This is a genomic window from Nostoc sp., from assembly GCF_036917155.1.
Taxonomy (GTDB): Bacteria; Cyanobacteriota; Cyanobacteriia; order Cyanobacteriales; family Nostocaceae; genus Nostoc.
In genome coordinates, this window is sequence record NZ_JBALDZ010000223.1 from 1 (window position 1) to 12,132 (window position 12,132).

Sequence of the window (12,132 nt, forward strand, 5' to 3'; positions counted from 1 at the left end):
CTAACCTTGTAGCTCAGGAAAGATTAACTGGGGCATTAGATAGGCTGACACAAACCTTGGAATCTCGAAATCCTCAATTTGAAAAAGACTAGTACACCACGGCGGAAATAAACCAAGTATTATTGTGAGAAACTAAGAAAGTAGAGTCAAAGCAGTTTAGGCTGAAAACAAGGGAAGCAGGTGTGGCACGATTAGCTCCAAAAGTATTAAATTTGAACGAGAGCGATCGCTCAGAACTGCAACAGTTGGTAAACCGACACAATGCCGCGCAACAACTAGTACTACGTGCAAAAATAATTCTCCTAGCGTCAGAGGGGAAAAATCATGGTGAAATTGCGCGGATATTAGATATAAGTCTTGATATGGCTCGTTTATGGCGAAACCGATGGTGTGAAACTAGCGATAAAGAGTTGTCTATTTTGCAGAGATTACAAGACTTAGAGCGTATTGGCGCACCAGTAAAATTTAGTATGGAGCAAGTAATCGAACTATTCGCCCTTGCATGTTCACCACCGTCCGACTATGGACGACCAATAAGTCATTGGACACCAAGAGAATTAGCAGACGAAATTATCAAACAAGGGATAATTGAAAGCATATCCGTCCGTCATCTGGGAAGATTATTACAAGAAGCAGAACTTAAACCCCACCAGAGTCGCTACTGGTTAACCCCCCCCTGTGGACGAAGAATTTGACAAAAAGCCTTGAGTCATAAATCCCACAAAATAATTTGCACCTAGTTTCTCCAGAGTTAAACCGATTGTTTCGGGCTGTGGTAGCTCTCAAAGATAAAAACCTCAGCGATACGATCACTGAGGCTCTAGAAGACTGGCTCAATAAGCCTGAAAACCAGGAGCTAATTAAAAAGCATAATTTGGGTAAATAAATCGAAGAAATTCAAAAGGGTGGTAATTCTTTAAGAATTGTGAACCGGATATGATTTATCGCCAAATCACCAATGGGGATATCTTCTTTAGTAAGCCGCGCACCTTGACTTGTGACGGTTTCAAAGGTGATACCTTTGCCAATTTCAATGTGATACCAGCACAAGCCCATAAAAAAGCGCGTGGGATAAGGCCCACCTTCATCTACATCGTCAGGATTTGATTCCATTGGCAACCAGCCAAAATTTGGGACGTAGAACTCCAGCCAAACATGATTAAAGTCGGGTTGTAGTGGCACTCCTAGTAAGTCACTATGGGGAGGACATTTGTATCTACCGACGGTGCGGCAGGGGATATCATTTAAACGGGATAGGGCAAGTAAAACGCCGACATATTCGCCACAGGAACCAACGCCCCGTTCTAAAACTATATCTGGCGTATCAATATAAGGTTTAATACCGTAAGATAACTGATCGTAGACGTAGTTACGGATGCTGTGCATTTTCCGCAGCACATTGGTTTCAGAACCAATCGCTTCTCTGGCGGCACGGCGAACAATGGGAGTATCCATTGCTAAATCGTCGTCATCTACTAAGTAACGTGTTTGTAATTCTGGGGAGAGTTCAGGTATATCTTCGACATCTCTGGGTGTGATGCGATATTTAATTCCTCGAACTTCTAAAAGTGCTTTCCAGCCAAATATATGCCGTTCTCCTGGAGCAAGAGAGTCAAATTTAAAGACTGCTACCCGTTGCCCTTCTATCACTTCTTCGGTAAAAGGCATACCAATAGGTTCAACGTGTTTCACCTTTTGACGCTCAGTTTCAGATGGTAGGGCGATGCGCCATTCCACATCAGGGATATAAACCTCGTCTAAGGGTGCAATTTCCTCAGCATAAGACATTTCAATGAGATAGCCATTAGAGAGGGCGTAACGCTTATCTGGCTGGTAATGATAATACAGGGGGTGAATAAAAGTGCGATCGCGGAATGTTAGCTCATGACTCGGATCGGCATTAGGGTTATCCCGAATATAAGGCTCCTCTGAGGCGTAAGCGACGTAAATACTCTCTTTGCCTGTTTCGGCATTTTTATGGATTGCGATGCCTGTGGGACATTCAAAGGGTGTCAGGACACTGAATTGTAGTTCTCCTGTGGCCCTGTCCATCGCATAAACTGATTGTTCAGTGCGATCGCAAATCCACAGCATTTCTTGGTTGACTGCCAAATTCTCTATCCCAACTCCAGGGGCATAAAATCTGGTAATCTCTTTTCGCGTTTCGCGGTCAAAAACCAGAATATAACCTAGTCTTTGGCAACTGACATAAACTGTTGTTTCCCAAACAGCAACACCGTCAGCCGGATAAGGCAATGTCACAAAATGTTCCAGACCCAAAGCATCGAGCTTGCACAAGTAAACACTATTTTCTCGGCTCACCCACAGAGTATCTTCCCACGCCGCTAGACCAGTGACATCGGTAAATTCTTTAACTTGATGGGGATTGAGAATTTTACTGTTGTCAGAGGTGGGATCAATCTCCAGTAGATGCCCTTTAATACTGTCAATGGCAATCAGTCTATCTTTGATGAAAGTAATGCCACACAGGGCAGCAGCAGTAAGCGGTCGAATTGTTTTTTGCCCAAACATCTGGCTAACGGTCAAAGTGGGGAGTGCAAAACTCATAAAACCTTGTGGTAAGTGTAAAAGTGACTGGGGACTGGGGATTAGATGCCAAACCCTTAAAACGCCACGTTTACGGCGGGGTACTAACAATTATCGGTACAATGTGTTCCGAAAAACTCTTTCGTGAGAAATAATACTATGTCAAAATAGGAAGAATTTACAAATGTTAAGAATTACAGATACATTCATCCGACTGGGCGATCGCCTTAATGTAACTTTAGGAGATGGAATTCCTGCCATCACTAAATTATGATCGAATTTTGTAACCATTTGCTGTGACCTACACGATGTCTGCTAATTCTCTGCCTGAAGGTGCCGCCGTTTGGCATAGTTTAGAAGTTGATAAAGCGCTAGACCTGCTTGATAGTAATGCAGACAGCGGCTTAACACCCCAAGAAATTCAACAGAGATTGCAAAAATACGGCCCCAACGAACTTGAAGAAACTGCTGGCCGTAGTACTTGGGAAATTCTGCTGGATCAGTTCAAGAACATTATGTTGTTGATGCTGATTGGCGTCGCTCTGATTTCTGGCTTGATAGATTTATGGGGTTGGCGGACGGGCACCTTAAAGCCTGGTGAAGTGCCATTTAAAGATACCATCGCTATTTTAGCAATTGTCATCCTCAACGGCATACTCGGCTACGTCCAAGAAAGCCGTGCCGAAAAAGCCTTGGCAGCCTTGAAAAAAATGACCTCTCCCTTAGTGCGGGTAATCCGCGACACCAGATTGGTGGAGATAGCAGCTAAGGAACTAGTTCCAGGGGATGTAATGCTGCTGGAAGCTGGGATGCAGATAGCCGCAGATGGCCGCTTGATCGAACAGTCGAATTTACAAGTGCGTGAGTCGGCCTTAACTGGTGAAGCCGAAGCGGTTAATAAACAGGCATCACTAAAATTGCCAGAGGAAACATCACTAGGCGATCGCCTCAATGTCGTGTTTCAAGGCACTGAAGTAGTCCAAGGACGCGGCAAGGTTCTGGTGACGAACATCGGCATGACTACAGAACTGGGTAAAATTGCTGCGATGTTGCAGGCGGTAGAAAGTGAACCTACGCCTTTACAGCAGCGGATGACTCAACTGGGTAATGTCCTGGTTACGGGTTCTTTAATTCTCGTGGCGATCGTTGTGATTGGTGGTGTCATCAAGGACGGAGGTTTTAAAAACATCCAAGAACTCTTGGAAGTTTCCTTGAGTATGGCCGTTGCTGTAGTACCAGAAGGTTTACCAGCTGTAATTACCGTCACCTTGGCACTGGGAACCCAGCGAATGGTGCGCCAAAATGCCTTGATTCGCAAATTGCCAGCAGTAGAAACATTGGGTTCTGTAACTACTATCTGTTCTGATAAAACCGGTACACTGACTCAAAATAAAATGGTGGTGCAATCGGTTTCCACCAATAACAAAACTTTTCGCGTCACTGGCGAAGGTTATGCACCCACAGGGGACTTTCAGTTAGATGGTCAACAAATTTCCCTAGAGGAGTCTCCAGAAATCCCAGTGTTATCAGTCGCCTGTGCTATTTGTAATGATTCAGTGTTGCAAAAAGAACAAGGTGAATGGGCAATTTTGGGAGATCCTACAGAGGGGGCATTACTCACTCTGGCAGGAAAAGCCGGAATTGAAAAAGACCAGTGGAACAGTAAGTTACCTCGTGTTGCGGAGTTCCCCTTTTCCTCAGAACGGAAGCGGATGAGCGTCATTACTCAGGTGGAGGGAGTCGCCACAGGTGAAGCATCTTCGAGAGGAATTGACCCTGCGATCGCCGGTTTTCTGCAATCTGAACCTTATTTAATGTTTACCAAAGGTTCTCCAGAGTTAACCTTGGCACGTTCCACTCAGATTCATTTGGGTAATTACACGGGTACTTTAACCGAAGCACAACGCCAGCAAATTTTGGCAGAAAATGACCTGATGGCGAGTAAAGGTTTGCGGGTGCTAGGTTTTGCCTACAAACCTTTAGTAGAAATTCCACCGTCAGGTTCAGACGAAACATCTGAGCAAGATTTGGTTTGGCTGGGATTGGTGGGAATGTTAGATGCACCACGCCCAGAAGTAAGGGCATCAGTCCAAGAGTGTCGGGATGCAGGCATTCGCCCAATCATGATTACAGGCGACCACCAATTAACAGCACGAGCGATCGCCACTGATTTGGGAATTGCCCAAGAAGGCGATAGGCTACTCACAGGTCAAGAATTGCAACGGATGACTGACCAGGAATTAGAGCAAAACGTTGATCTGGTAAGCATCTATGCCAGAGTTTCCCCAGAACACAAACTGCGAATTGTCCAAGCACTGCAACGCCGGGGTCGATTTGTGGCGATGACGGGTGATGGTGTCAACGATGCTCCAGCCCTCAAACAAGCCGACATCGGGATTGCAATGGGCATTACTGGCACTGATGTCAGTAAAGAAGCCAGCGACATGGTGTTACTTGATGACAACTTCGCCACCATTGTTAGCGCCACCAAGGAAGGCAGAGTTATTTACACTAATATCCGCCGCTTTATTAAATACATCCTGGGCAGTAACATTGGTGAAGTTCTCACAATTGCAGCTGCGCCCCTAATTGGTTTGGGAGGCGTTCCCCTTACTCCCTTACAAATTCTCTGGATGAACTTGGTGACAGACGGTTTACCAGCCTTAGCATTAGCTGTGGAACCTCCAGAACCGGATGTGATGCAGCGTCCGCCTTTTAGTCCCCGTGAAAGTATTTTTGCTAGGGGATTAGGTTCTTACATGATTCGCATTGGTATAATATTTGCCATTATTACCATTACGTTGATGTTGTGGGCTTATCAACATACCCATGCCCCTGACTACCAGGGCGATCCCGAAGCTTGGAAGACAATGGTATTTACTACCTTGTGTATCGCCCAAATGGGACATGCGATCGCCATTCGCTCCAACAACCGACTAACCATTGAGATGAATCCTTTCTCTAATATTTTTGTACTAGCGGCTGTTGTCGTCACCACGATTTTGCAGTTGATGCTAGTTTATGTCCCACCCCTGCGAGATTTCTTTGGTACTCACTACCTGAATATGCAAGAGTTGGGGATTTGTATTGGCTTCAGTGCCTTAATGTTTGTCTGGATTGAAGGGGAGAAGATATTTTTGCGGATTATGGGGAAGAAGGCTGTGTGAGAGTAGTCTTTAAGATGCGGTCGTTAACAGACTTTGGGTGCCAGTTTGAGTGTGACAGAGACTTGAATGCTTCCATGAATTTAAAGAAGGCGGCCAGCTTGGTCGTGTCAGCCCGTGGACTGGTGAGTGCCGACACCGCCAGGATGAAGCAGGAAGAAAATGTTAGCAATTGTTAGCGTTTTTGGAGCGGTTTAAATTCCCTATCTCTATAGGCAGCAGTTTTGTGTCGGGGTCTGTCTTGCAAAGTTGCTCCTCTTGGGGAGACCCCAAGACCGCACTTTGCGCTAAATTCCCGTCACAAAACGTAATTGCGAATTGGTTTAACTCTAACGATCGCATTTCAAGAATTATTTCTAATCAACTGCAACAAGATAGACTCAAGACTTTGTGATGCAGCATTTGTAGTGCGCTGATGTTCTTCAAAATTACGCTGATGTTGTTCATGGCTATCGCGTAACTCAAGTAACACACCGTCCAAAATCGCACTACGACCCAGAACACGGTCAACGTTACTGGTAAGCTCTCTCAAATCCTTGCTTAGTTCATCCAGTTGTGCTTGAGTGTTAGCTTGTCTAATAGTTAAATTGTCTAATTGTTCTTGTGTACTAGGAAAGTCTTTCAGCCAACCCCAAGATTATTTGTTCAATACGGTCTATTCGGTTAGGGAAGTATTCAGGTGTGTCAGTCATTTTTCTTGTGCTGAACTTCTACAATTTTACTTCTATAACCGTGTCTAACCTTCGTAGCGTTCTCCTTTCCTTCTGTTTTCTATGTATCTTAAAACTCTAAGCCTCCGACAATTTCGCAATTATCAAGACCAGCAGGTTGAGTTTACTGCTGCTAAAACAATTTTGGTAGGTAATAACGCTCAGGGAAAGTCGAATTTGTTGGAGGCGGTGGAGTTGATGGCAACATTGCGATCGCACCGCATGACCCGCGATCGCGATTTGGTTCAAGAAGGGGAAGCCATAGCCCAAATTAATGCCACCCTTGAGCGACAAATAGGCATTAGTGACCTGACTTTAACCCTGCGCCGCAATGGTCGCCGTAGCGTTGCTCTCAATGGTGAATCGATCCGCCGTCAAATGGATTTTCTCGGCGTTCTCAATGCCGTCCAATTTTCCAGCCTGGATTTAGAACTAGTACGCGGCGGCCCGGAAGGTCGCCGCAACTGGTTAGATACACTTTTAATTCAACTCGAACCAGTTTATGCTCACATTTTGCAGCAGTATAACCACGTGTTACGCCAGCGTAATGCCTTTTTAAAAAGCCATGTAGAGTCGTTGGATGCAACATCTTTACACTCAGAACTGGCAGTGTGGGATGCACAGTTAGCGACTACAGGAACCAGGGTAATTAGACGGCGCGATCGCGCCATCCAAAGATTAGCTCCCATTGCTAGTGCTTGGCACGCCAGTATCAGCGGCAGTACAGAAGTTCTGCAAATCAAGTACGTACCGAATATTCCTTTAGAGGATAATCAGCCAGAAGAAGTACAGCAAGCTTTTTTAGCCAAAATTCAGCAGCGAGCGATCGCCGAAATGCACCAAGGTACTACCCTGGTTGGCCCCCATCGCGACGAAATAGAATTAACTATTAACCAGACACCCGCTCGTCAATACGGTTCTCAAGGTCAACAACGAACGCTGGTTCTAGCCTTAAAGTTAGCCGAATTACAATTAATTGAAGAAGTCGTCAAAGAGCCACCATTACTATTACTTGATGATGTTCTTGCCGAACTAGATTTATCCCGCCAAAATCAATTACTTGATGCTATTCAAGACCGCTTTCAAACCCTGATTACTACAACTCACTTGGGTTCTTTTGATTCCCAGTGGTTGAAGTCCTCCCAAATTCTTTTTGTGAAAGCAGGACAAATAACAATTCAAAATTCAAAATGACGCTCTCTACGAGACTCTGAAAGAGTACGCAGACTCGCTCTAAGCGAAGCCATGCCGTTCGCGTTCGCGTCTCTGAAAGAGAAGGCTTTACGCTGCGCTAACAAAATTCAAAATTAAGAGTTTTCTTCTCTACGAGAGAGACGCTGCGCGAACAAAACTTGGGTAGTGGTCTGAATCCCTGAACAATTTTCCCAGTCCCTAATCCCCAGTCCCTTTTTCAATGATGTTTTTCTAACCTTTTAAAAACGTTGAGAACCAAAAAAGTCAATACAGCACCAATCAATCCTAACTGCCATAAACCACAGCCGGCAGCAATTCCTAATGCAGCTGAAACCCAAATAGCTGCTGCTGAGGTGAGTCCGTGAATTTCAAGTTGCTGTGATTCTTGGGATGATTGGCGGACAATTTCTCCCGCTCCAAGAAATCCTACACCAGCTGCAATCCCCTGAATGACGCGGCTAAGTGCATCAGGACTACCTTGCAATCCTCCTGTTTGCATGATTGTCAAGGTAAACATGGCTGAACCTAAACTCACCAGCATATGAGTTCTTAAACCGGCTGGTTTGCGCCTAATTTGGCGTTCTAAGCCGATTATTGCTCCAATAAGCAATGCAACGCATAGCCGGAAGCTGATATTGAGCCAATCATTAGTTGCAACGTAGTAAGTGTTTGGCAATGCTTAAGTTTGATATAGATAATCTTATATACTAGGTTAAATGGTAATCCTTTTATACAAATAGTACAAAAGACTCTAATCTTTTTTTAATGGAATGGAGGTTTGCATTACCAAATCATCACCAATATCATAATCTGGGCAAACTACACGACTTTTAAGTTTATTAAATAGTTTTTTGGCTATTTAAAATAACTAATACCAATTTAATGTGAAGCTGCACTAAATGAGTAACTCTCTATTCTTGGCGCTCTTCTCTAACGAGACGCTACGCGATGGTGTACTTGGCGGTTCGTTTAATATTCTGTGCATCTTCATACAGAATTGGTATAACACTATAAAATTTTACCTTAAATTGCTAGATTTAACCCATACACTCAATAATTAAATATGAAACCGTACAGCACTCAGCACTGATTCAAGAGTCAGTGGATTAACGGCTGATAACATACCAGGAAGAAATGGCTGTGGCTACAAATAGACAATTGACAACTAACAAATTGAGTGGATAAACTCTACTGGCTAGACCAAATTAAACTACAAGACCGCTCCAAAGTAGGTGACAAAGCGTTTTACTTGAGCAAAATTATCCAGCATGGCTATCCGGTGGTGCCTGGTTTTGTCGTTTCGGCAGAAATTTTGCGCCAATTTCTCGAAAATCTCAATAGTTCAGAGTCATTAGTGGCTGACTTACCCCATTCTTCGTTACACCTGGATGTTACTAATTGGCGTCAACTTCAGCAGGTGGCTAGTCGCTTGCGCCAAGAAATTCTGACTGCGACTGTACCACAGCAGTGGGTAAGTAATATTTTCCAAACAGCTAGAGAATGGCAAACTGGCTGTTTGATTCTTCGGCCGACTTTGGCAGTATCAACTGCTACCCCAGGGATGAAGGATATATCTGGTTTGCTGGAGTCGGTGTTTTGCCAGTGCGAACCCGAAGCGATCGCTTTAGCTTTAAAGCGTACTTGGAGCCAGATATTTCGGGCCCGGAGTCTTTTATATTGGCAGCACTCAGGAATTAATCTGCAACAGATTAATCTTGCCGTTTTGGTGCAACCTGTTGAAAATGCGATCGCCAGTGGCTTGCTCACAGCCGATCCCTCTGGGTGGGAAATTGAAGCTACTTGGGGATTAGGAATTGCGATCGCTCAAGGTGAAGTACAGCCAGATGTTTACTACATTCAACCGAAAACTAGGGTTGTGCTTGAGCAACAACTGGGTAATAAAATGCTGGCTTATGGTGTTGAAGATGCCGCGCCTGGAGCTTTTTCGCAACCCGTGGCGAATTCAGTGCTAACAACAAATCACACTTGTCTGACTACCTATTTACTTCAAGAAGCCCAGCAAAAACAGTACGCTTTACAAGAAGAATACTTACAACAAATAATTGCTCTGGGAACTCAACTAGTGAGTGAACTAGGTAAAACCTTCACCATTAAATGGACTATTGCTCAACAACCTGCATCTAGCAAGCTCTACATCACACAAGTTAGTCCTTCCCAATCTGTAATTCCTCACTTACACTTCATTCGGGGACTAGGGGCAGCAGGGGGACGTATTGTAGCCACGGCGCTGGTAATTATTAATCCGCAACAGAAACCCGAACGACTACCCAACGGAGTGATTTTAGTAGTACCAACAGTTACACCTGATTGGTTGCCATTACTGCAACAAGTTGCTGGTATTATCACAGAACAAGGGGGATTAACCAGCCACGCGGCAATTCTGGCTAGAGAATTAGGTATCACCGCAGTAGTAAACGCCACATCTGCCACAACTTTAATTCAAACTGGGGAACGACTGTTGCTTGATGGCGACAGAGGAGAAGTTTATCGCATCAAAGGAGACTTCAAGGAGGAGATGGACAAAGGAAGAGAAGAAAATCTTCTTTCCTCCCGTCACCCCAGCCTGAAAGTATCCCATCCTGCTGTTACGTCTCATCTACCTATGATTGCTACCCAATTGCTGGTTAACTTGAGTCAATCCACTTTCATAGAACAAGTGCAAAGCTTGCCTGTGGATGGGGTGGGATTGTTGCGCTCAGAATTGATGGTATTAAATATATTGTCTGGGCAACATCCTAATAGTTGGATTTTAGGCGGGCGTCAGGCAGAATTGTTAGAGCTATGGTCAGACCAGATTATGCAGTTTGCCCGTGCCTTTGCGCCAAGACCAGTTTTTTATCGTTCTTTAGATTGGCGATCGCAAGATTTGCCATCATTGAGTGATAGTTTAGAATCTTCGCCCCAGTCGATGTTAGGTGAACGCGGCACTTTTAGCTATTTGCAAAATCCCGCAGTATTTGAGCTAGAACTGAAAGCTTTGGCGAGTGTACAGCAAGCTGGTTACAGCAATGTCAACCTACTTTTGCCCTTTGTGCGGACTGTGGAAGAATTTATCTTTTGCCGTCGCAAAGTTGAGCAAGCTTTTTTAACTGAGGTGGCGCAGTTTCAACTCTGGATGATGGCAGAAGTGCCAAGTGTACTGTTTTTATTGCCAGAATATGTTACAGCAGGTGTTGCCGGAATTTCCATTGGTACTAATGACCTGACCCAATTATTGCTAGGAGTAGATCGAGAACAAGGACAGCTAGCAAAAGTATTTAATGAACGTCATCCGGCTGTGATGAGGGCGATCGCACAACTAATCCAAATGGCTGAAAGTGCTGGTATACCTTGTTCAATCTGCGGTCAAGCACCAGCCCTTTACCCAGAAATTATCGACAAGTTAGTGGAATGGGGTATTACTTCCATTTCCGTGGAACCGGAAGCAGTAGAGCGAACATATCAGGCGATCGCTCGTGCTGAACAACGTTTAATTTTAGCAGCAGCACGACGAAAACTGCATTAGTTAAGAGTGATTCAATGATTCTAGGCGTGATAGCCATGTGTTGAAGTGGGGACACCTGCTCCGAATTACTTCTAGTCCAATTCGTTCAGCCAACTGTGGTCCTAGCTGTTTGTTTACCTTCCTCTGCTGCGGCAATAATTTTTGTTTCCTGATGCCCTGCACCCAACTGGTCAATCCTTGGGGATGTCCTACCCGTTGACAGAAAAGCGTTTAGAGTGGGTGTGACAAGGCAGATGCAGTTAACCGTGCGACCATAAACCAATTTTCCTATTAAGCCTGCTTCAACATAGTTACTCATCCAGCATTTGGGGTGTTAGTATCGGCTGATTGTGTATTGAGAGGATATGCATCTTTTGGTTGCCTGATAAAACCCAAAGTGACTCGTTTCATAATCCAGTACAGTCCCACAAGGATCACAAAACTGATAGCAATAATCACCAATGGCTGTTTACCGAGAATTTCCTCAACACCTTTGGTCAGTACGGCATCGGGTTGAGTAATAAAATCCCAACTGTTGAAGCGCAAAAATCTTCCCCAATAAACACCAATAGCACACAGGAAATGAGTAATCAATTCAAAGGGCCAAATCCATTGGCTTTTGCCGATGCGACGTAAGTAGTGGCCCCAATTAATTAACGATATTACATAAGCTTCAAATCCACCTAGAATTACTACGAGATACACAGGAATAAGTACTAAAGTAATTATCCACACCGATTGAATCATGCGGATATCATTTATCAAGTGAATTACATCAGTCAACAAATACGGTGCATTTGGTAAGAAAGCATAGAAAACTAAGAATCCGAGCCACCACAGCCAAGTACCACCGCGCTTCATGCGAAATAGCCACACACTTAAAGCCAAAGGTATAAAAGCCAGAAACAAATTCCAAGTCATCCAACTCATATTAATTCGCAAGATATGCAAAACTCTGGCTATCAATTCTTCTTTCATAGGTGCTTACTTGGAAGATGTTTAATTAATGTAG

Annotated in this window: 13 protein-coding genes; 7 read left to right on the top strand and 6 right to left on the bottom strand. The window is 44.3% G+C overall.

All coding sequences use genetic code 11. From position 1 onward, the window contains the following. The first annotated feature begins 182 nt into the window (after window positions 1–182). The gene (locus V7K67_RS29415; protein ID WP_334732316.1) at window positions 183–695 is read left to right on the top strand and encodes a helix-turn-helix domain-containing protein; all 513 of its coding nucleotides are present in this window, start codon (window positions 183–185) and stop codon (window positions 693–695) included. Window positions 696–730: 35 nt separating this feature from the next. Then, entirely contained in the window at window positions 731–886 is a 156-nt protein-coding gene (locus V7K67_RS29420) for a hypothetical protein (RefSeq protein ID WP_334732317.1), read from the top strand. A gap of 11 nt (window positions 887–897) precedes the next feature. On the opposite strand, the gene V7K67_RS29425 is transcribed toward V7K67_RS29420, so the two are convergent. Continuing rightward, on the bottom strand, window positions 898–2,568 hold the full coding sequence (locus V7K67_RS29425; protein ID WP_334732318.1) for a transglutaminase family protein: 1,671 nt from the start codon (window positions 2,566–2,568) through the stop codon (window positions 898–900). Window positions 2,569–2,576: 8 nt separating this feature from the next. Here V7K67_RS29425 and V7K67_RS29430 point away from each other — a divergent pair, with 8 nt between their 5' ends. The 3 genes from V7K67_RS29430 (at window position 2,577) to V7K67_RS29440 (ending at window position 5,890) form a co-directional block, all read left to right on the top strand. After that, entirely contained in the window at window positions 2,577–2,702 is a 126-nt protein-coding gene (locus V7K67_RS29430; protein ID WP_334707625.1) for a hypothetical protein, read from the top strand. A 153-nt stretch (window positions 2,703–2,855) separates the two neighbouring features. Beyond that, window positions 2,856–5,714: a cation-translocating P-type ATPase gene (locus V7K67_RS29435; protein WP_335169540.1), complete on the top strand. Its 2,859-nt coding sequence runs from the start codon at window positions 2,856–2,858 to the stop codon at window positions 5,712–5,714. Window positions 5,715–5,728: 14 nt separating this feature from the next. Further along, window positions 5,729–5,890 (top strand): hypothetical protein, encoded by a 162-nt coding sequence (locus V7K67_RS29440; protein WP_334707624.1) that lies wholly within the window; start codon window positions 5,729–5,731, stop codon window positions 5,888–5,890. A gap of 164 nt (window positions 5,891–6,054) precedes the next feature. On the opposite strand, the gene V7K67_RS29445 is transcribed toward V7K67_RS29440, so the two are convergent. Then, complete coding sequence (locus V7K67_RS29445; protein ID WP_334732319.1) at window positions 6,055–6,243, bottom strand: hypothetical protein; 189 nt, start codon at window positions 6,241–6,243, stop codon at window positions 6,055–6,057. 241 nt (window positions 6,244–6,484) lie between these two features. Between V7K67_RS29445 and recF the strand changes: the two genes are divergently transcribed. Beyond that, entirely contained in the window at window positions 6,485–7,615 is a 1,131-nt protein-coding gene (gene recF, locus V7K67_RS29450; protein WP_334732320.1) for a DNA replication/repair protein RecF, read from the top strand. Between the two features lie 217 nt (window positions 7,616–7,832). Here the strand turns inward: recF and V7K67_RS29455 are convergent, their stop codons facing one another. Then, entirely contained in the window at window positions 7,833–8,291 is a 459-nt protein-coding gene (locus V7K67_RS29455; protein ID WP_334732321.1) for an MgtC/SapB family protein, read from the bottom strand. A 501-nt stretch (window positions 8,292–8,792) separates the two neighbouring features. Between V7K67_RS29455 and V7K67_RS29460 the strand changes: the two genes are divergently transcribed. Further along, complete coding sequence (locus tag V7K67_RS29460) at window positions 8,793–11,141, top strand: putative PEP-binding protein (protein WP_335169543.1); 2,349 nt, start codon at window positions 8,793–8,795, stop codon at window positions 11,139–11,141. Here the strand turns inward: V7K67_RS29460 and V7K67_RS34615 are convergent, their stop codons facing one another. The 3 genes from V7K67_RS34615 to V7K67_RS29470 are packed head-to-tail and all read right to left on the bottom strand — an operon-like array spanning window position 11,142 to window position 12,098. After that, complete coding sequence (locus V7K67_RS34615; RefSeq protein ID WP_442943961.1) at window positions 11,142–11,303, bottom strand: DUF4276 family protein; 162 nt, start codon at window positions 11,301–11,303, stop codon at window positions 11,142–11,144. Continuing rightward, window positions 11,227–11,439 carry a hypothetical protein gene (locus tag V7K67_RS29465; RefSeq protein ID WP_335169545.1) on the bottom strand — a complete coding sequence of 71 codons (213 nt, stop codon included), beginning with the start codon at window positions 11,437–11,439 and terminating at the stop codon, window positions 11,227–11,229. The genes V7K67_RS34615 and V7K67_RS29465 overlap by 77 nt, the downstream gene beginning before the upstream one ends. Continuing rightward, window positions 11,436–12,098: a DUF1361 domain-containing protein gene (locus V7K67_RS29470; protein WP_335169547.1), complete on the bottom strand. Its 663-nt coding sequence runs from the start codon at window positions 12,096–12,098 to the stop codon at window positions 11,436–11,438. Before V7K67_RS29470 ends, V7K67_RS29465 begins: the two co-directional genes overlap by 4 nt. Window positions 12,099–12,132: the final 34 nt, after the last annotated feature.

Coding starts and splice junctions, on each gene's coding strand:
- V7K67_RS29440 (WP_334707624.1), top strand. CDS start 5,729: ATGCGGTCGTTAACAGACTTTGGGTGCCAGTTTGAGTGTGACAGAGAC.
- V7K67_RS29470 (WP_335169547.1), bottom strand. CDS start 12,098: ATGAAAGAAGAATTGATAGCCAGAGTTTTGCATATCTTGCGAATTAAT.
- V7K67_RS29465 (WP_335169545.1), bottom strand. CDS start 11,439: ATGAGTAACTATGTTGAAGCAGGCTTAATAGGAAAATTGGTTTATGGT.
- V7K67_RS29425 (WP_334732318.1), bottom strand. CDS start 2,568: ATGAGTTTTGCACTCCCCACTTTGACCGTTAGCCAGATGTTTGGGCAA.
- V7K67_RS29435 (WP_335169540.1), top strand. CDS start 2,856: ATGTCTGCTAATTCTCTGCCTGAAGGTGCCGCCGTTTGGCATAGTTTA.
- recF (WP_334732320.1), top strand. CDS start 6,485: ATGTATCTTAAAACTCTAAGCCTCCGACAATTTCGCAATTATCAAGAC.